This window comes from Chryseobacterium sp. SIMBA_028 (assembly GCF_046535285.1).
Lineage (GTDB): Bacteria > Bacteroidota > Bacteroidia > Flavobacteriales > Weeksellaceae > Chryseobacterium.
This window is the reverse complement of record NZ_JAWRWZ010000007.1, coordinates 31,639-50,790: the sequence shown is the minus strand read 5'-3', so window position 1 is coordinate 50,790 and position 19,152 is coordinate 31,639. Positions and strand designations below refer to the sequence as shown.

At 35.1% G+C, this 19,152-nt stretch carries 19 protein-coding genes; 10 read left to right on the top strand and 9 right to left on the bottom strand.

The features are described 5' to 3' along the window. Positions 1-6: 6 nt before the first annotated feature. The 3 genes from SCA31_RS10565 to SCA31_RS10555 are packed head-to-tail and all read right to left on the bottom strand — an operon-like array spanning position 7 to position 1,912. Positions 7-444 carry a hypothetical protein gene (locus SCA31_RS10565; protein WP_410696956.1) on the bottom strand — a complete coding sequence of 146 codons (438 nt, stop codon included), beginning with the start codon at positions 442-444 and terminating at the stop codon, positions 7-9. Between the two features lie 4 nt (positions 445-448). Continuing rightward, positions 449-1,255: a lysophospholipid acyltransferase family protein gene (locus SCA31_RS10560; protein ID WP_068939518.1), complete on the bottom strand. Its 807-nt coding sequence runs from the start codon at positions 1,253-1,255 to the stop codon at positions 449-451. 27 nt (positions 1,256-1,282) lie between these two features. After that, positions 1,283-1,912, bottom strand: coding sequence for an NUDIX hydrolase (locus tag SCA31_RS10555; RefSeq protein WP_076356641.1), 630 nt, complete (start codon positions 1,910-1,912; stop codon positions 1,283-1,285). A 435-nt stretch (positions 1,913-2,347) separates the two neighbouring features. Here SCA31_RS10555 and SCA31_RS10550 point away from each other — a divergent pair, with 435 nt between their 5' ends. The 6 genes from SCA31_RS10550 to SCA31_RS10525 all read left to right on the top strand — a co-directional run bounded on the left by SCA31_RS10550 (position 2,348) and on the right by SCA31_RS10525 (position 7,812). Further along, the gene (locus tag SCA31_RS10550; protein ID WP_410696955.1) at positions 2,348-3,166 is read left to right on the top strand and encodes a hypothetical protein; all 819 of its coding nucleotides are present in this window, start codon (positions 2,348-2,350) and stop codon (positions 3,164-3,166) included. Between the two features lie 171 nt (positions 3,167-3,337). Beyond that, the gene (locus SCA31_RS10545) at positions 3,338-3,736 is read left to right on the top strand and encodes a hypothetical protein (RefSeq protein ID WP_410696954.1); all 399 of its coding nucleotides are present in this window, start codon (positions 3,338-3,340) and stop codon (positions 3,734-3,736) included. 10 nt (positions 3,737-3,746) lie between these two features. Continuing rightward, the gene (locus tag SCA31_RS10540) at positions 3,747-4,478 is read left to right on the top strand and encodes a CsgE family curli-type amyloid fiber assembly protein (protein ID WP_410696953.1); all 732 of its coding nucleotides are present in this window, start codon (positions 3,747-3,749) and stop codon (positions 4,476-4,478) included. Positions 4,479-4,489: 11 nt separating this feature from the next. Next, positions 4,490-4,900 (top strand): curli production assembly/transport component CsgF, encoded by a 411-nt coding sequence (locus SCA31_RS10535; RefSeq protein ID WP_410696952.1) that lies wholly within the window; start codon positions 4,490-4,492, stop codon positions 4,898-4,900. Positions 4,901-4,927: 27 nt separating this feature from the next. Continuing rightward, on the top strand, positions 4,928-6,289 hold the full coding sequence (locus SCA31_RS10530) for a CsgG/HfaB family protein (protein WP_410696951.1): 1,362 nt from the start codon (positions 4,928-4,930) through the stop codon (positions 6,287-6,289). 11 nt (positions 6,290-6,300) lie between these two features. Further along, a complete protein-coding gene (locus tag SCA31_RS10525; protein WP_410696950.1) occupies positions 6,301-7,812 on the top strand; it encodes a carboxypeptidase-like regulatory domain-containing protein in 1,512 nt (503 codons plus the stop codon). A gap of 278 nt (positions 7,813-8,090) precedes the next feature. Here the strand turns inward: SCA31_RS10525 and SCA31_RS10520 are convergent, their stop codons facing one another. From SCA31_RS10520 to SCA31_RS10495, 6 genes are all read right to left on the bottom strand, one after another. After that, positions 8,091-8,738 carry a DNA-binding response regulator gene (locus SCA31_RS10520; RefSeq protein WP_410696949.1) on the bottom strand — a complete coding sequence of 216 codons (648 nt, stop codon included), beginning with the start codon at positions 8,736-8,738 and terminating at the stop codon, positions 8,091-8,093. A gap of 229 nt (positions 8,739-8,967) precedes the next feature. Further along, positions 8,968-9,438, bottom strand: coding sequence for an OsmC family protein (locus tag SCA31_RS10515; RefSeq protein WP_410696948.1), 471 nt, complete (start codon positions 9,436-9,438; stop codon positions 8,968-8,970). Positions 9,439-9,508: 70 nt separating this feature from the next. Then, entirely contained in the window at positions 9,509-10,900 is a 1,392-nt protein-coding gene (locus tag SCA31_RS10510) for a T9SS type A sorting domain-containing protein (protein ID WP_410696947.1), read from the bottom strand. Between the two features lie 117 nt (positions 10,901-11,017). Continuing rightward, positions 11,018-12,577: an Rne/Rng family ribonuclease gene (locus SCA31_RS10505; RefSeq protein WP_410696946.1), complete on the bottom strand. Its 1,560-nt coding sequence runs from the start codon at positions 12,575-12,577 to the stop codon at positions 11,018-11,020. A gap of 367 nt (positions 12,578-12,944) precedes the next feature. Then, positions 12,945-13,235 carry an HU family DNA-binding protein gene (locus SCA31_RS10500; protein WP_002984212.1) on the bottom strand — a complete coding sequence of 97 codons (291 nt, stop codon included), beginning with the start codon at positions 13,233-13,235 and terminating at the stop codon, positions 12,945-12,947. A gap of 280 nt (positions 13,236-13,515) precedes the next feature. After that, on the bottom strand, positions 13,516-14,187 hold the full coding sequence (locus SCA31_RS10495; RefSeq protein WP_106917161.1) for a response regulator transcription factor: 672 nt from the start codon (positions 14,185-14,187) through the stop codon (positions 13,516-13,518). 180 nt (positions 14,188-14,367) lie between these two features. Between SCA31_RS10495 and tssO the strand changes: the two genes are divergently transcribed. The 4 genes from tssO to tssR are packed head-to-tail and all read left to right on the top strand — an operon-like array spanning position 14,368 to position 18,853. After that, positions 14,368-14,901, top strand: coding sequence for a type VI secretion system TssO (gene tssO / locus SCA31_RS10490; RefSeq protein ID WP_410696945.1), 534 nt, complete (start codon positions 14,368-14,370; stop codon positions 14,899-14,901). Positions 14,902-14,912: 11 nt separating this feature from the next. Beyond that, entirely contained in the window at positions 14,913-15,437 is a 525-nt protein-coding gene (locus SCA31_RS10485) for a type VI secretion system transmembrane protein TssO (protein WP_410696944.1), read from the top strand. Between the two features lie 52 nt (positions 15,438-15,489). Continuing rightward, complete coding sequence (locus tag SCA31_RS10480) at positions 15,490-16,401, top strand: PKD domain-containing protein (RefSeq protein WP_410696943.1); 912 nt, start codon at positions 15,490-15,492, stop codon at positions 16,399-16,401. A 46-nt stretch (positions 16,402-16,447) separates the two neighbouring features. Continuing rightward, a complete protein-coding gene (tssR, locus tag SCA31_RS10475; protein WP_410696942.1) occupies positions 16,448-18,853 on the top strand; it encodes a type VI secretion system protein TssR domain-containing protein in 2,406 nt (801 codons plus the stop codon). The last annotated feature ends 299 nt before the right edge of the window (positions 18,854-19,152 follow it).

The window sequence follows — 19,152 nt, the reverse complement described above, 5'->3', positions numbered from 1 at the left end:
TTGTAATTACTGTTTTTTAACATTAGTATTAATGATCTGTTGGAAAGCCTCCAGAATATTGTTCCAGTTTGTTTGATAATTTGGAATAATCAAGCTGGCATCTGTTTTACTGCCTTCGTTTGGACCTTTCTTCACATTAATCGAAATTGAAACATTATCGTAAAGTTTTTTACGGTCTTCCTGTATTCTTCTGAAGTTATTTTGGGAAAGTACCTGATCCAGTTTCTTCAAATCTTCATTAGAGATTTTAAAATCTTCTTTATACTTTTTCCCCTGGCCTTCAAAAGAATAATGAACATTATTCCCTTTGATAAGCAGGTTTTCATATACAGGAGCATAACCTCCACTCTTCGAATAGCTGATATCAAAATCCGAATATACCTTTTGGCTATTGCATGAAACGAGTACTATGATGGCGAATAAGATTCCAATTATTCTGTTCATAATTTTAATTATTTGAGTCCTTTTGTTCTAATTTTTTAGCTTTAAGTTCTTCATCATAATTGTGTAGTAGGTTGAAGTCTTCAGTCTGCTCAATGGCAGTCATGATCTTCAATAGAATTTCCGGTGCTTTTTCATTATCATAATCGATATCCAGAGGAGCCTTGAATTCCATCGTAGGTTTTACACCAGTTACCTTTACGCGGAGTCCTTTTTTATCAAATGCTCTTCTGAAACCGTTGATCTTAATTGGAATAACAATAGGACGTTGGTTTTTTACCAATTTGGCGGTACCTCTTCGTCCCTGGGCAAAAGCAGATGTTGTTCCCTGTGGAAAAGTAGCTACCCAACCGTTGTCCAGTGCTTTCATGATATTGTCTACCTCGCTCATGTCTACCATTCTGTTGACATTTTTTCCTTCTGCTCTCCAAGTCCTTTTTACCGTAACGGCACCGGCTATTTTGAAAATTTTAGGAAGAATACCTTTATTCATGGTTTCCTCAGCCGCTACATAGTAAAAATCAATTTTTGGATTCAACAGGTAGATCGGATTTTTGATTGTATTCAAATATCCGTTATTTACGGCACAGAAAGCATGATACATGGCTGCTACATCTGCAAAATAAGTTTGATGGTTAGATACAAACAGTACATTAGAGTCCGGAAGATCCACAAGGTGTTCTGTACCGGTTATTTTTAACTTATTAAAGCCGTTGAATCTTCTGTATGATACAACTCCTAAAATAAAAATAATAAACCTTTTCAAAAAATAAGGTGTTCCGAATGCATCGGTGAAAATATTTTTCTTCGCCATCTCTCAATTAAACACGGTTGTGCAAAGTTACATTTTTTTCAGCAACTGGCTGAATTCACTTAATATCATTGCTGTAGCTCCCCAGATAATATATCCATTGAAGTTAATAACAGGGACTTCATGTCCTCCTGCACTCGGAAGCGCCATAATTTCAGGGGTATCCGACAGATTTAGGAAAGAAGTGATAGGGAATTCAATAGATTCCACGGCTTCACTCTGCTGAAGAATAAATTCAGGATTCTTTTTAGTATATGAGATATAAGGATATACGTAGAAATTGCTTGGTGGAACATAGATGGGAGACATTTCTCTGATGATGCGTACATAATGCTTATCTATCCCAATTTCTTCAGAGGTTTCCCGAACAGCTGTTTCAGCAAAGTCCCTGTCCATTTCCTCGCGCTTTCCTCCAGGTAATGAGATCTGTCCGCTATGTCTGTCGTGTTCATTAATAGTCCTTTGGATCAGTGGAAAATACCATTCGTTGTCCCTTAAATATAATACAATATTGACTGCCGCAAACTTAGGGTTTTTTGCTAGTACTTCGTCATAGGTGAAAACGGGACGGGAGGGAGGTGAGAATACTCCATGGGCGTGTTCACCGGGAAGTTCTACACTTTTTATTTTCCTTAATAAATCTTTTCCAAAATTTTCCATACCTCAAATTTAACAATATATTCTTGAAGAAATAAGAGCCTTAACATTAATTAACCAATGTAGCAGATAGGAGTAAAAGATGTAAGCATTCAGATGAATCTTGTGTTGAATAAAAATTGGGATGTTAATAATAGCAGAGAGTACTTTAAACTTTACATATCAATAGTGAATTTTTGTTTTGCAAAATGAATAATGAATACGTATTTGATGAACAATTGACGAGTAAAGTGAATGGATAATCTCCTGCTGAATTCCCATTTCTGTAATCAATACCGTATTTTCACGTAACTGAAACCCATGATTTTCTAAAACCCATAAATGGTGACTTTAAGAACTGTATATGGTGATTTTTAGAATTTACACTTTGATGGTGGTTTTTCACTTTGGTGCAGCGTATACCTTTGTCATACTATTAACCAATTAATTTTTAATAAAATGAAAAATTTACTTGCAGGTGTGTTTACACTAATCGCCATGAGTTTCAGCTTCGCTCAATTTAATATTGACGTAACTACTCAAACTGGAAACTTGAATACAGCTACTGTAGACCAAACAGGTCTTTTGAACATTAATTCCTTAACACAAACAGGGAATCGGAATACTGCAGATATTGATCAGGTAGGTATCTTAAATATGAATACTGCAGTAAGTACCGGAAACAGAAACTCAATAGACGTAGATCAGATTGGTATTGCAAACTCAAATAATGTAAACCAACTGGGAAACAGAAACTCTGCTTCAACTTGGCAGCTTGGGGTTCTTAACTCTACAGATCAAACTCAGATCGGAAGAAGAAATAATGCATCTTCAGTACAGATAGGTTTAGGGAACTCTGTAGTCCAGTATCAGGATGGAAGAAGAAATGATGCTTCAGCGATCCAGTTAGGAGCAGGTAATGCTGCTTTTCAGGTTCAGTTAGGAAGACGAAATGAAGCAGACGGACTTCAGGTGGGATCTAATAATTTCCTTGTTCAGTATCAGGATGGTAATGATAATGTTGCAAACCATACTCAATTTGGTAGCAATAACGTTGCCGCTGCTGTTCAGGTTGGAGATGATAACACTGCCGTAGGAATACAGGTTGGTAACGCTAACCAATTATACCAATTTCAATTAGGAGATTCCAATACAGCTATTGACTTACAGATGGGTAATGGTAACTTTAGCTGGATCACTCAAACTGGTGATTCTCACTTCCATCTAGGAACTCAGGTAGGTAATGGAAACTCAATGATTGTGAATCAGTCCAATTAAGCCCTTTTTTATACTGTAAATCTTTAAAAATAAGGAGGAACTACAGGGTGGTTTCTCCTTTTTTGGCTTACTACCAGAAATATACCCAGAAACCGTGATTTTACATCAGTACCTGCTGGGCGTGTTTTTTTCGATTCTCTATTAATGTACCTTTAATTAAAATAAAATGCCATGTATAACTTAAGATGGAGTATTCTAGCTCTAATTGCGTTATTGCCATTGCATGCTCAGGAAATTGACTGGGATAAGGTGAATAGTAATACAGTCTTCAATCTTATAACCAGGCAGACCATTGATCAGGGCTCCTATTATTCCGATATCATTCAGGTAGGGGATCATAATAATGCCGAGCTTTCTCTTAATGCAAGAACTACTATTATTGTAAAACAGTTGGGGGACTATAATGCTCTTTTATTTATCAACTCATTCACAGATAAAGAAACCCAAACTGTCATTACGACACAAGGAAGTAATAATATTATTGATATTACGGGAAGCAACAGTATTTCTGATGGAATTCAGATCAATGTAAAGGGAGACAATAAAACAGTTTTCATGAGAAATTATTAAAACACATGTGATGAAACTTTTAAATTCCCTAAGTCTGAGCACTTTTTTTATCGTCCTGTCTGTATTGGCTTATGGGCAGGAGGATAAAAAAGTAACCGCTAAAATCCAGAGTAGCTTTCTGGAAAACCAGATTAAGCTCAAAGCGGTTGTAATGAATAATACTGCTGTCTACAAAGAACTGAACTACCTTTTGATATCCATAAAAAAAGGAAATGAAGGAAATCTTTCCAACAACCAGCAAAGTGGTAAATTTTCTATAAATCCCAATGAAGTAAAGATTTTGTCTGAATTCAGTGTCAACCTTGATTCTAAGGATGCTATGAAAGCTTTTCTGTATATCAGAGATGAAGAAACCCGAACATTGGTGGCTAAGGATAGCCTGGAACTCAACAGTGGTCTTTTTAAAAAGAAAATTGCCAAGATAGAAGATGATGCTGTTTATGAGTTGAAAGGGCTTACCATTGATGAAACCAAAACCAAGGTTGGAAAAGACTTTTATGATATGTTTTATATACAGTACAGCCAGCTTCCGGATAAAAGCAGCAGCGCCATTACAATTTCTGAACTTCCCCTCCGTGGAACAAGCGGCCAAATCAATATCCAGATCGATGATAAAGTGATCTACAGCTTCATGAGCAATCCGGGGGAAGATTATCTCAAGGAACAATTGACTTTCAGTTTAAAATATATCAAAGAATTTAACGCAAAGAAAAACCTTATTAAAAATGAATTTATCTATTAAAAACGTCCGCCATGAAAACATTAATCCTTATTTTAATCTTTATTGCGGGTATTTTCTTCGGAAAATCTCAACAGCTCGTTTATAAACCTGTAAATCCTGCATTCGGAGGAGATACGTTTAATTACCAGTGGCTATTAAGCTCTGCAAATGCACAAAATCAATTTGATGAAAAAAACGATTATAGTGACTTACTTGATCGTGTAAATTCTCTTGACAGCTTTACCCAAAGTCTCAACAGGCAGATTCTCAGTGAGCTTTCAAGAAAACTGTTTGAAGACCAGTTCGGAGAAGGAAGTTTAAAACCCGGTAACTATCTCTTCGGATCACTTTATCTACAGATTACCAACACAAATCAGGGACTTTTGATCAATATTTTGGATACCAGTACAGGCGATCAGTCCGAGATCGTAATTCCAAAATAACAAATAAACTTAAAAACCAAACTTACCATGAGAACTTACATTTACACCAGAATTTTTTTCTGTAGTTTTCTGCTATGTATTTTGCAGGCTTGTAGTTCTATCTTTGGCTTACCTTCAGATCCCGAAAAGCCAACGATGGGAGAGGTGACCTCTTCTACAGAAGAATTAAAGAACCTTCCTTTACCGAAAGAAAAAGTAGTAATAGGAGTCTACAAATTCAGAGATCAGACAGGCCAGTATAAACCGTCAGAAAACGGAAACAACTGGAGTACCGCAGTGCCACAAGGGACTACTACCATACTCATTAAGGCACTGGAAGACAGCCGATGGTTTATCCCGATTGAAAGGGAAAATATCGCAAATCTACTCAACGAAAGGCAGATCATCAGATCCACACGTCAGGAATACATAAAGGATGCAGATAAAAGCAGCCAGGCACTTCCACCGCTTCTATATGCCGGAATTCTTCTGGAAGGTGGGGTTATTTCCTATGATAGTAATATTTTGACAGGAGGCCTTGGTGCCAGATACTTTGGAATAGGTGCCTCCACACAATACCGTCAGGATAGAATTACTATTTACCTGCGTGCTGTCTCCACACTCAATGGAGAAATTCTTAAAACTGTTTATACTTCCAAAACCATTCTTTCAACCAGCGTGAACGGCAGCTTTTTCCGATATGTAGATACGGAAAGACTCTTGGAGGGTGAGGTAGGATTTACCCAAAACGAACCCGTTCAGCTTGCCGTAACCGAAGCTATTGAAAAAGCTGTGAAATCTCTGATTATAGAAGGAATTCAGGATAAGATATGGGGCAAAGCCATTGAAAATACCAGTTATCAAGCCCTGATTAATGAATATAAGAAAGAACAGGAGCATAATGCAGGAAGAGCTATTGGTAATCGATTTCCTGATAACTATAGACAAAAGATGTCCGTATTTGCCAATGTAGAGGCACAAAAAGTAAAAGATGACTACGTAAACCCTAAGATGAATATAGGAGGAAAAGCGGGTGTTAAATACTTTCTCAATCCTAATTTTAATATAGAGATTAGTGGTAATTATTTTACATTGGAAAATGAAAATATTGTAAAAAGAAACTACTTCGGTCCTGAAGTAAATCTGGAATACCTGCTTTTTCCCAAGTATAGATTTAGCCCATACATTTATGGTGGGGCAGGAGCTTTCTATTCTAAATACAAACCTCAGTACAAGGGACAGTTTGGAGGAGGCCTTGAATATATGTTGGATCACAATGTTTCTCTGAGAGCTTCTGCACAATATGACCTTGGCTTCAAGGATAATTGGGAAGGTCTTGTGAACGGAAAAAGAAAAGATCAGGCCCTACGCTTTGCTCTGGGAATCAATTTTTACCTTGGAAACAAATAAAAACACCAATTATGAAAACTTTAATAAAAATACTTAGCATATTCATCCTTGCCTTTTGTCTGTTTTCGTGTAGTGAAGAACTTGTAGAGCAGGCTCAAACAGGAATATTAAAAGGAAAAGTAGTAAAAAGAGGCAGCAATACGCCGCTAGCAAATGTAAAAATCTTTACAAACCCTACAACACAGACTGTTTTCAGTGGCACTGACGGATCTTTTGAGATCGCTGCCATGCCGGTAGGGAATTACTCTGTAAAAGCAGAACTTTCAGGATATATTACAAGCTTTCAGTCTGTTAATATGCAGAATCAAAATCAGACGGTGACCGTGGTATTTGAGATGGATGATGATGAATCTCTAAACTCTCCACCTACAACACCGCAACTGCTAAGTCCGATAGACAATGCGGTAAACCAACCGCTAAGCGTTGAGCTGACCTGGAGTGCAACCGATCCGGATACAGCAGATGTTTTAAAGTACAGTTTGACAATTAAAAATAATCTTGACACTAATGTGATTCAGGTTAATGATTTGACAGCTAATCATTATACGCTTTCAAATTTGAAGTTTGGTGTAAGTTACTTCTGGCAGGTGTCTGTTTCGGACGACATTCACCAGCCAGTTTTAAGCTTAATCGGTAAATTTACCACCAATACGGTTCCTGCAAACAGGTATCACTATGTACAAAAACAAAACGGTAATTTTGTGATCATATCCAGCGATGAAGCAGGAAATCATTTTCAGTTTACCGATGGATCCTACAACAGCTGGAGACCGCGGAAAAATAACAATGCCGGTCTTATAGCATTTCTGCGAACAGAGGGTGGAAGTACACATATTTACACTGCCAATCCTGACGGTTCCAATCCTTTTAAAGTAACAACCGTTCCAGTTGCCGGATTCAATAATTTTGAAATGGATTTTGCCTGGAGTACCAATGGTAAAGAAATTATTTATTCAAACTTTAATAAACTGTACAGGATCAATAAAGATGGCAGTGGGCTTACATTGATGTATACCACACCTGACGGTAGCTTGATCTCCGAATGTGACTGGAGTTATGACGGAAGTAAAATAGCCCTGAAAACCAATGATTATAATGGTTACAACACCAAGGTATATGTGATAGATCCTACAGGAAATGTCCTTAAAACAGTATTGTCCGGATCATTGGGAGCCAGCGGGGGGCTTAATTTTTCCGTGGATGGGCAACTTCTTCTGTTTACCCGTGATATATCAGGCTATCAGGATGGAAGCGGAAATTACCGCCAACTGGACTCACATATCTTTATCTATAATCTAAACACGGATGCCCTTTATGACATTTCTGCGGAAAGTGAAAAAGCAATGGGAACAAATGATCTTGATCCAAGGTTCTCTCCGAATAATGCACAGGTAATCTTTATGAATACCTCCAATGATAATATTTCGCAAAGAAATATAATGGCTATTGACCTAAGCAGTAGTATGACGGACCTTACACGTTCTGCGCTTTTCAGTAATGGTGAGATGCCGGATTACGAGTAATAATGGGTATTACCAGAAATTAATTTATGGTTTATGCTGCGAAATATAAGTTAAAAAGGATAAGATTTAGGGAAATAGAAAGTAATTCATGATTAAAGTTTTAAAGTTAGACTTCTTATTGCTATCCGAAATCTTATTCTTTGCTATCTATCCTATCTGTAAGAATTAATAATCAGTTTTGCCTGGCTTTTTATTAATAGGAATTAGGGAAATAGGCAAAAAAAATTCCAGACTGTAAGATCTGGAATTTTTTTTGGTTAATTTTTGGTGATTTTCGATTAGTCGATAATATGGTTTTCAATAGCATATTTTACGACTCCTACAGTGTTTTTTACGTTAAGCTTCAAAAGAATTTTTTTTCGGTGTGTTTCTACCGTGTTGATGCTTATAAATAATTTTTCAGAGATATCTTTACTGCTGAAGCCGTCACAAATAAGTTTTAGGATTTCCATTTCACGACGGGTGAGAGGATCTCTTATATGGATACTTCTTTTTTCATGTTCATTGCTGATAAAATTGATCATTCTTTCCTTGGCATGATCACAGATATAAATTTCGTTAAGAAGTAAGGCATTAATGGATCTTAAAAACTCATCATACTTGCAATTTTTATCAAGATAGCTTTTTATGCCTTTGTTGAAAAGCTTACGAATATCAATTACATCATAGCAATTTCCAATGATAATTATTTTAATGTTATGATTTTCGGAGGTGATATTTTCTACAGACTTGTAAAGTTCCGTAAGCATGAGCATGTTTGAACTCATGACAAGAATTTCGGGAGGTTCATCTTTTAAATGCTTTGAAAGAACTTCTAAGGAATTACAGATATGAATTGCGTTGAAAATTTTGCTTTGGGTCAGCAATTTTGACAGGCCTTCAGTATATAACATAGGCTCGTCAAAAATGGTTAGTCTTGGTTTCATCATGGTTAGTTTTGTTTATATAAAAATATAAAAAAAACTTCATATTTTAAACAAAATTGACATATATTTTCGATTTTTTATAAATATATTGATAGTAAAGTGTTATTATTGTTGATTATTTGTTAATATAATTCTCTTTTTGTTGAGTTTTGATATGATAATTTAGAGTTATTGTATTGAAATTGCTTATTTAATCAGTGTTTTAGTATTGTTGTTTTTGTCTGTTAAATTATTTAACTAACACGATAGGGATATGTTTTACTGAAAAATTAACTGAGTTGGCAATAAAGCAAAACTCATTGGCTTTATGATGTAACTGTTCTGCTTTTTCTATCATTGATTTATCTGCTACTGTAACTTTAGGGTGTAAAGTAACCTCAGTAAAGTGGCCGCTTCCATTAGATGTTTCCGACATGATTCCGGTAGCTTCATCTCTATAATCTGTAACAATAACGCCTGCTTCAGAACAGAAATGGAGATACCAAAGCATATGACATGAGGAAAGTGAGGAAAGAAACATTTCTTCAGGATTATACTTTGTCTTATCGCCCCGGAATGATGGGTCAGATGAACCTTCAATGTTAATTTTATGGTCTACGGAGATAATATGGCTTCTTTCGTAATCTTTATAGCTGCTGGTTCCGGTTCCCTTATTTCCCGTCCATTGAATAGTAGTTTTGTAATGGTGCTCTTTGCTCATTTTAATTAAAATAAAAAAGTATCTGCTAAAATTAGCAAATACTTTTAAAAAAAATCAAATATCAAGTGTATTAGTTCTTGATAAGTTTTTTGGTTGTGCTATTTCCTTTTTCAAAGATGACTTTAGCCATATAAATGCCTTTAGGTAAATCAGAAACATAAATATTGCTGTCTTTTAAGGTTTTTAAAATCTTTCCGTCAAGAGAATAGATTTCAATTTTGTTTATCTTTTCTTTTGATTGATAAACCAGATTTTGTTTAATAGGGTTTTCAAAAGAAATATCATTATTGATCTTTATAATATCAGTTGTTGATAGAGTAGTATTGGTAAGCAGATATTTTACAATGTGTCCGTTTCCTCTTATAATGATATTGTCATTATTAATAACCATTTCCTCTACATCAGAATCTGTTTGTAAATAATCGTTAAAAATAGGATCCACTGAGCCATTTTGAGTAAGTTTTGAAATTATATTACTTGAATTGCCGCTTCCCCCAAGATAGTAAGATCCATCTTTTTCGGTAATACTTTGAACCCATGTCCCTCCATTCAGTCCGGAATTTGTATTTATATTGTAGTTAAATGTATTATCAAGACTTCCGTCTGGGTTTATTCTTAAAAGTTTATCATCTGAACCTAAAGAGAAAAGTATTTTATTATTGCTATCTACAAATACAGCAGTAGTGCCACCATATCCATATCCGTTAGCATCTAACAATGGTGCTGTACCATTATTCCCAAAGTTCGTTATTGGTTGCCCATTGGAATTAAATTTTTGAATAAAGCCGCTGTTACTATTGAAACATATAATATTAGATTGATTGTCCATGCGTACAAATGTTCTGCCTGCAGGACTTCCTTGTGTAGTTGTATAGCCATTGTTTCCAAAAGTATTGTCCAAACTTCCGTTGGTATTAAGTCTGAGAATTATATGCTGGCTCTGAATATTTTCGACGTATTTGATAGCATGAACAAGTATTTTGTCATTCTGCAAAATAATTCCATAGGAAGCATAGTTTTGATCAGCAATAAGGGAAGGTATAGTTACAGTACCGTTTGTTCCAAAAGAGTTGTCTAATTGACCATTAGGAAGTATTCTTGATATTGCGACTGCTTCTGTATTCGTAAAACCGAAAACGACCAATTTCCCATCTGATTGTATTTTAACTTCATTCAGATAACTATTATTGGGTAATTGAGCTTTTCCATTGTTTCCGAAAGTTTGATCTAAGGTTCCGTTGGCTGTAAGTTTTGATAAATAAGATTCAGTAACGTTGATTCCATTACCAATATTCACATTATGAGTAAAATAAATTTGATTGTTAGAATCTTGAACCATTGACCAGGTAAGGTTTCCTGGCATTGTAGCTATTCCGTTCGAAGCAAAAGCTGGATCCTTAGAAATAATTTGAGCAGAGATATTCTGGATCACCAGAATAGCCAGTAATAAAATTTTTTTCATTTGTTTGAGTTTTTAAAATGTGCTTAAAAAAAGCTGATAATAATTTTATTTTTTTAGAACTTTTTTGCAAATGTAATAAAAAATCCTCCATTTTTTACTGGAGGATTGAATTTTGTCTTAATTAGAGAATTCTATTAATTCTTCTTTTTTAGCATTGTAGATTTTGTATTCTAAATATTTGAAAGAATCCCTTGGAACAATGGTTACCCATTTTTTGTATTTGATAAACCATTTCATTTGGATACTTTTGATGCCTTTGGTTAGGTAGGCTTCTACAAATGGATGTACATGCAGATAAATTTTTCCTTTTTCTTTCTGCAGAATATTTCTTAGGGTTTCACCCATTCTTTCCACGATAACAATTGGAGCTACAATTTCTCCATCTTTGTTCGGGTTTTCTTCTTTGGTTTCAATCTGTTTTTCCGGACGGTTTCTTTGTCTGGTAATCTGGATCAGACCGAATTTACTTGGAGGAAGAATTTTGTGACGTGCCTTGTCACGCTTCATTTCCTCTTTTAGATGTTCATAAAGATCTCTTCTGTGATCGGAATTGATCATGTCGATGAAGTCAATCACAATGATGCCTCCCATATCGCGGAGGCGAAGCTGTCTGGCAATCTCAGTGGCTGCCATTTTATTCACCTTTAAGGCGTGTTCTTTATTAACAGCAGTTCCGGTAGTAATATTATTTCCGGAGTTGACGTCAACAACGTGAAGTGCTTCTGTGTGTTCAATAACAAGATAAGCGCCTTTTGAGCTTGGAATGTTTACGTGCTTTCCGAAGCTTTGTTTAAGCTGTTTTTCAACATTATAATATTCCAGGAGAGGAATATGGGAATTATAAAACTGGACAATATTTTTCTTTTCAGGAGCAATTACTTCAACGTAATTGGTCATTTCATTCACCATTTGCTCGTCATCACAAATGATATTCACGAAATCCTGATTAAAATTGTCCCTTAAAATAGCTGAAGCCTTGTCTTCTTCGCTTAAAACTTTGGACGGAACTTTATTCCTCTGGATATTTTTAAAGGTGCTTTCCCATTTTTGAATCAGCTGATTCATGTCATTATGTAGGTCGGCAACCTTTTTTCCTTCGGCAACCGTTCTGATGATAACTCCGAAACCTTCAGGCTTGATACTGTCTATAAGAGTTCTCAGTCTTTCCTTTTCCTCAGAACTTCTGATTTTTTTGGAAATGGAAACCTTATTGTCGAATGGAATTAAAACCAAAAAACGGCCTGTAAGTGAAATTTGGGTAGAAATCCTGGGTCCTTTTGTAGAAATAGGCTCCTTGGTGATCTGTAGCAGAACAAGATCATCCTTTGCTATTACTTTTTCTACCGTTCCATTTTTATCTATTTCGGGTTGTATCTCGAAATTTTTTAAGCTTGAAGTGCTTTGTTTTTTAGAAATAGTATCTTTTAAAAACTTTCTGTAGGTAAGATACTGCGGTCCCAGATCCTGATAGTGTAGGAATGCATCCTTGTCATATCCAATATTTACGAATGCTGCATTCAGGTTGGGTGCCAGCTTTTTTACTTTTCCTATAAACAGATCTCCAACTATAAAATCGCTTTTGTCCTCTTGCTCATGAAGTTCACATAGTCTTCCGTCTTCCAGCAGTGCAATCTTTGTAAGATCATCTTCATGCGAAACTATTAGTTCTTTCTTCATTTTGTTATTAGATAAAATTGTTAAGATTTTAGGGAATTGGGGGTGTTCATGATTAATTCATCTATTAAATATAAGGATTTTGAATGAAAACCATTATAATTTTATTAAAATAATATTTGAAACCGTCCATTTTCCGCGGAATCTTATAGTTGCAAACAAAAATATAGTCGGTGAACTTTAAAAACTTAAAATCACCAACTATATTATTATATTGTGAATCTCGATAAGAAGAGATTATTTTTTCTTATGTCTGTTTGCTCTTCTTCTTTTCTTTCTTTTGTGTGTTGCAACCTTGTGTCTTTTTCTTTTCTTTCCGCTTGGCATAATTTTAATTTTTTAGTAACTAGTTAATATTCAGTTAATGTTCTTATTTTACTGCAACTTTCGTTTTTACTTTCTCTACAAAAGATTTTGAAGGTTTGAAAGCAGGAATGTTATGAGCAGGAATCTCAATTGCAGTGTTCTTAGAAATATTTCTTCCTGTTTTAGCAGCTCTTGTTTTAATGATAAAAGAACCAAAACCTCTCAGATAAACGTTATCCCCATTATACATAGAAGTTCTGATCTCCTGCATAAAAGCTTCTACAACTTTCTGTGTCTCATTCTTTTCTGTTCCCAACTTATTTGAGATGGTGTTTACCAATTCTGCCTTTGTCATTTCCTTATTTTAATTTTAAATTTTAGGTGTGCAAATTTAGTTAAAAAAATTGAATACTAGCAAATTAGTGGCAAAATATTTTTGTTCAGATTGTTCAGTTTTTAATGTAAACACTATGTTAAGGTGAATTGGAGATAATTTAATAATAAAATAATATGAATGTAAATCAATGTCGAAATTTAAAGAAATAATCTTGAAAAAAAGTTGGTAAACCATTTGTTACAAGGGTATTCCGTGTTTCTTGCTGATGAAAAATTCAAAAATAAAACTCAAAAAAAATCTACATACTGGAATTATAATATCCATTTTCTACACAGAAACGAATAAGGTGAAGTTTTGTCTTCAGTCCCAGCTTTTCTGTAAGCCGATTGATGTAGGTGTCAATCGTTCTTGTACTCAGATTTAGTTTTTCTGCAATTTCCTTATTACTAAACCCTTCATAGCAGAATCTCATCAGCTGTATTTCTGAAGAAGAAAGCTCTTCTTGCCCTTTCTTCTGTCTGTCCATATATTCCTGTACAGCCAGTGGTTGCTGCTCCCATTCCTTTGAATAAGCTGCATAATCAAACTCATCAGAAGCGATACTTCCCTTAATGATATCCTTGATAGTATTACTTTTTTTCTGGCAATAATATATATTAGGGATCTTCGAAAGAATTTCAGCCATATCTTCCTGATAAGTCCCCGAATAGGTGACAATAGGAGTTTCTGCGTTGTTTTTTCTAATGTATTTAATGGCTTCAATTCCACTCAATACCGGCATAAATAGCTCAATGACGAATACATCTTCCTGTCTTCTGTAGATTCTGTTGACAAGCTCGTGGCCATTGTTACAGTCATTCAGAAGCATGTAGAAAGGATTCTCCATAAGGGTTTTGATCATTATTTTTTTAAAATAAAAATCACTGTCTGCTATTGAGAAACGCACGGTATTAGATAATATTTTACTCATTCTTAATATCGATTTGGCGAATGATATTTAAAATTCAGAGGCCTAATTTATGAAAAACTTATTAAAGTGGAAATTAATATTAATTTAATCAGGGTTTTTACGAAAACAAGACGGGGAAAATACGTATTGTGCATAAAATTTTTTTTTTATATTTTCACAGGCCAAACAAATCGCAAATATATGTCTTCGAACAGGGAAAAAAAATTGAACAAATCTGACGTCAGAACGGGCATTTGGAAGTTTATTCTTTCTTTTGCTGTATTGTCTGTAGTATCCTTTGGTTGTCTGTACCTCTTTTTTAAAAGCTACGATATACAACGTGAGGGGATCAGCAGGGAAGCCGAAAATTATATGGAACTGATGCGTCGAAGTGACTTACTGAAAACCCGTGTGGATAATATTTATGATCGTATGACCCAGCTTGACATGAACAAGGTGGAGAATGACGTGTTTCTCAGAACCAATATCATGGATAACGTGAGAGATGCTAAAAATATTATGGGGAAGGATAGTACAGGGAATTTTAAGCACTATGCTGTTTTAATGAAACAGATAGAACCTATGATTAATTTAAAAACTAAAATTATAGGGGTTGAGTATAAGAAGAAAACAGTTCTAAGGGATCTGGAAGAGTGTATGGGAAAAGTAGGTAGGGCCAATAATGAGCTTAGAAAAGATCCTACAAGAAATTTTACAGGAGGTAGAAGAAGATAAAAATAAAGGATATGCAAGGACACATTACATTATCTAAGAAAGAAAGGCATTATCAGTTTTTTTATTTAATACTGATGCTTGTAACTGCCATGTTATTTTTGGGAGTTATCTTTTTAAAAGGATTTGAATCCCCATTTTCTGATGAAGACGTAAGAGGTATTCAGAACCTTGAACAGAAAGCAGAGTTTGAACAACACCAGAAAGTTATTCTACCAATCATGGACAGTACTTATACCATGATTACTAAACTTACGGATGAAGCACCACAGCCTTTTGTGGAAAATAATATCTTTGTAGGGGTTAACGATCTTAACAATTACTTTAAAAGCTACAATATTGTTGATACCCGAAAAGATGCCTACCCACAGATCGCCAAATTCTATAAAATGTATTTTGAAGACAAAAAGATAATCTCAACCACTTCAGATGATATCAAGAGATTTGAAAAGCAGGTGGAAGAATGCAGAATTGGCTTTAAGGATAAGCAAGATAAGATTTACCAGCGTAAAAGTGCTCTAAAGGCGCGTACGCAGTAATGCATTAATGAATACTAGGAACTATAAATAAAACACATCACAATTATTAACTATGAATTATTTTCAAAAGAACAAAAAGAACATTATTATCGGTGTTATTGCAACATTGCTCATTGCAGCCCTTGTTGTGCTTTGGTTGCAGAAAAAGGTGATCCACTCTGCTGATGATATTGTTGGGGTAGTTTATCCGTCTGCATTGTCGGTAGGGGATACACTTTTATTTGAAGATAAAACCCAGTTTGCAAAATCCAAGAGATGGAATTTCGGAGACGGTACAACTTCTGATAAAAATAGTGGAATCCATTTTTATAATAAACCGGGATATTACCAGGTAAGTTTGATCGTTGATAACAAGTACACTAAATCTTTCCCGGTAATGGTATCGGCAAGAAGTGTTAAGCAATCCAAAGACAGCGTGAAATCTAAAACAACCATTGAGGCGCCGGCCACTGCTATGCTGAATGAAAATGTACAATTCCGTGCTGTTTCTGATGCTACACAGTTTGCATGGAAGTTTGGAGAAACAGGAAATACAGATTCTAAAGAGAAATTAGCCATTTATTCCTATAAAAAAGCGGGAGATTATGTGGTTACTTTATACACAGAAGAAAGCCAGGAGCCTATCTACCATCGCATCAAGATTAATCCTGTCTACAATTCCCTTGAAGAAGAGGAGGTATCTATAGAAGATTCTTATGCGAAAATTGATAACGACTTTAAATATCACCTACAGCAAATTGCTAACGGAAACAGTTTCAATATGCATTACAATTACCTGTTGAAAACTTATTTGTGTAACAATGAAAATACAGTGGTAAAGGTAAATGACAACAAAGTAAACAACTTCTACATGTATTGTGCAGGTCTTCAGTTTGATAAAAACATGGTGATCCAAACTGTAAAAGTGAATTTTGATGATACACAAAACTGTGTAACAAAAGTAGATATAAACCAAAGCAAATAATACCGTCCAGTCTTCTGGATGCGCCAATCATAAAAGATAAAATAGGATGAAAAATAAATTTCCTCTAGCAGCATATTACATAGGATTATCAGTATTATTGACGAGTTGCCAGGTAAAGCTTCCGTCAAAGAAAACACCGGAACCATCACAGTATGGTCAGGTAGATAATTCACCAGTAGTCAATGGGTATCCTAAAAAGTCAGTTCCATGGATCGTTGTTTCAGACAGATCAAGAAACACGGCTTATTTGGATAAAGATGATGAAAAATCATACAAGGAAGTTAAATTTCTGGAACCTTTGATGGTTTTAAAACATAGAGATGGCATGGTAAAGGTTGCGGAATATGTTCCAGATGCCTTAATGAAGAAAGTTTCATCAAAATCCGTAAAAACATACGGTTGGATTCCCGAATCCGACCTGCTCCTATGGAACCACTCTCTAAAAAGCGAAAAAACAGGGTATCCTGTAAGAGTTGCAGTAGTACCTAATAACAGCGAAGTTATTAAAAGTGCTGAAAGATACTACAAAAATGACTCTATTATGGTGTTCAACTCACCAAGCCTTATTGAAACAGCCAACGTTAAAATTCCTAACGGACAGATGGTGTATGTTTACAAGCAGGCAGAAAATAATAAAAGATTTCTGGTAGGAAAAAAACCATCTGTTGATATCGATAGTATTGGTAAAAGCCTTTACGGATGGGTAAGTTCTAATGTGATTTCTACATGGGGAGAACGTTCCGCTGTAAAACTGAAAAATACAACAGGAATCAACGAATCTGAATTGGGAATACATGAAGGGTATCCTGGGGGATCATCATCAGATGCTGAAAACAAAACAGCAATTCTGCTTACTGATGTCAATAAAAGAAAACCATTGGAGAATATTTTTCCGGTGACTTTACCTTTAACTGAAGCTCCTACTCCAAATTCCAAAACAAAGTATTTTACCAATATCCTGGATTACAGTAAAAACTACGTATTTAACGTACTGGGAGAACCTATCTACTTTGACCGTTATAGAGAGATTACAGATAGAGATAAAAATATCAATATTGTTTTTGCATTGGATGTAAGTGCTGGAAATGCTCCATATGCCCCAATTGTAAAATCTTTATTACAGGATCTACAGCTTAGATTTGAAAAGCCATCTTATTTCAATAATGTGAAATATGGAGTAGTTTTATATAAAAATAATCCTTGCGGAAACAATCTTTCAGTTTCTAACCTAAGTACTGATTACAGTAAAATAACAACATTTATTGATCAGAAGACCAATGAGATGAACTGTACCAGTAATAGCGGCTATCAGCCGGTAGGAGAGGCGCTTTCTGCAGCCGGAAATCTTCTTTCCAATGTTCCGGATGAAACCAATATTGTAGTGACTGTAGGAACATCTGCCAACCAAAGTGGAAACATGTACAGTGTAATAGGTTCCCTTACACAGGCACAGGCAAGGCTGATTATGTTCCAGACAAGTGCAAGATCTTCTGATACCTACAACGACTTTGTATTGATGGCAGAAAATGTGGTTACGGCTACTGCTAAAAATATTGCTGAACTTAAAAAGCAAAAGATCATTAATCAGTCAGATGTTCTTACCAAAAATAATTTCAGCCTAGTAGAAGGAGATGCTGGATTTTTCTCATTGGCTTATCCTAAGCAGAGTATGTCTCAGGGATTTGTTATCTTCCCTAAAAAAGGAGATGTTGCTACACCGGGATTCCTGAAAAAATCTGTAGATAGTCTTATTGCACAGGTTACAGTAGACAACCAGAGTATTGATAAATCACTTAATGAATATTTCCACTCCTCAGTAGGTGCCGGAAAAACTGATGTTGACTTAAAATACAAATATCTGTATCCAGGGCTTACCAATCCGGTTTCCGCAGGAATTGCAGCACAGCTGATCAACTATGGAAATCCGTTCCTGGTAAAAGGTTATATTCCAAAAGAACTGAAAGAATATACACCGGGAATAGAAAAAGGAATTCTTATTTCTGAAGCAGAATATGATAATCTGAAAGCTTTCTACACAGAAGTATACAAAAATACAGGGGCAGAAAAAGCAGATTTCAATCAGGCTGCAGCCATCAGAGAATATGTGAAACTTTTAAAGAAATATAATCCTACCATCAAATTCCTGGATAAAGGAGACCTTTATGAGTTACCAATGTCTTACGCTGTGGGGATGAGTACAGGATTTGATCTTTCTGAAGAAGAATTGATGGCCAAGTATAAGCTTAAAGGATGGAAAAAGTCTAAAATTGTTCCTAATGAAACAGTAAGAACATATTTCCGTCACTACAAGGATCTGGCAGAAAGAATGCTTAATCATAGAAATAATCCAGCGGTGAAGATTCAGCAAAATGGACAGACTTTCTATTGGCTAAACGAGTATTTTACACCGTCAAGACTTCCAACAGAAGCACCGGAATATACTAAACATTAATTGTTAGTTTTTATAATATGAAAAAGCAGAAGTACAAGTACTTCTGCTTTTTTTTACAATGAACTCGTAAATGTCATTTAAATGATTGACCTGTATATGTAGAATCTTGATCCAAAAATTGAATTTGAAAGCTGTTTATTTCTCTTTCAGGTGTAAAAAAGGTGTTTTATCTTTAAAGTGTGAAAATATGTAAATTACTTTAATGGTGGTAGTTATCGCGATGCTTATAAATCTAATATCGTAGAATTACTACAAAAAGTAGTAGAACTACTACAATTTTTCAGATTTATACTGAAAAG

Coding starts and splice junctions, on each gene's coding strand:
- SCA31_RS10485 (WP_410696944.1), top strand. CDS start 14,913: ATGCAAGGACACATTACATTATCTAAGAAAGAAAGGCATTATCAGTTT.
- SCA31_RS10530 (WP_410696951.1), top strand. CDS start 4,928: ATGAGAACTTACATTTACACCAGAATTTTTTTCTGTAGTTTTCTGCTA.
- SCA31_RS10545 (WP_410696954.1), top strand. CDS start 3,338: ATGTATAACTTAAGATGGAGTATTCTAGCTCTAATTGCGTTATTGCCA.
- SCA31_RS10520 (WP_410696949.1), bottom strand. CDS start 8,738: ATGAAACCAAGACTAACCATTTTTGACGAGCCTATGTTATATACTGAA.
- SCA31_RS10500 (WP_002984212.1), bottom strand. CDS start 13,235: ATGACAAAGGCAGAATTGGTAAACACCATCTCAAATAAGTTGGGAACA.
- tssO (WP_410696945.1), top strand. CDS start 14,368: ATGTCTTCGAACAGGGAAAAAAAATTGAACAAATCTGACGTCAGAACG.
- SCA31_RS10560 (WP_068939518.1), bottom strand. CDS start 1,255: ATGGCGAAGAAAAATATTTTCACCGATGCATTCGGAACACCTTATTTT.
- SCA31_RS10525 (WP_410696950.1), top strand. CDS start 6,301: ATGAAAACTTTAATAAAAATACTTAGCATATTCATCCTTGCCTTTTGT.
- SCA31_RS10495 (WP_106917161.1), bottom strand. CDS start 14,187: ATGAGTAAAATATTATCTAATACCGTGCGTTTCTCAATAGCAGACAGT.
- SCA31_RS10555 (WP_076356641.1), bottom strand. CDS start 1,912: ATGGAAAATTTTGGAAAAGATTTATTAAGGAAAATAAAAAGTGTAGAA.
- SCA31_RS10535 (WP_410696952.1), top strand. CDS start 4,490: ATGAAAACATTAATCCTTATTTTAATCTTTATTGCGGGTATTTTCTTC.
- SCA31_RS10505 (WP_410696946.1), bottom strand. CDS start 12,577: ATGAAGAAAGAACTAATAGTTTCGCATGAAGATGATCTTACAAAGATT.
- SCA31_RS10515 (WP_410696948.1), bottom strand. CDS start 9,438: ATGAGCAAAGAGCACCATTACAAAACTACTATTCAATGGACGGGAAAT.
- SCA31_RS10550 (WP_410696955.1), top strand. CDS start 2,348: ATGAAAAATTTACTTGCAGGTGTGTTTACACTAATCGCCATGAGTTTC.
- SCA31_RS10480 (WP_410696943.1), top strand. CDS start 15,490: ATGAATTATTTTCAAAAGAACAAAAAGAACATTATTATCGGTGTTATT.
- SCA31_RS10510 (WP_410696947.1), bottom strand. CDS start 10,900: ATGAAAAAAATTTTATTACTGGCTATTCTGGTGATCCAGAATATCTCT.
- SCA31_RS10565 (WP_410696956.1), bottom strand. CDS start 444: ATGAACAGAATAATTGGAATCTTATTCGCCATCATAGTACTCGTTTCA.
- SCA31_RS10540 (WP_410696953.1), top strand. CDS start 3,747: ATGAAACTTTTAAATTCCCTAAGTCTGAGCACTTTTTTTATCGTCCTG.
- tssR (WP_410696942.1), top strand. CDS start 16,448: ATGAAAAATAAATTTCCTCTAGCAGCATATTACATAGGATTATCAGTA.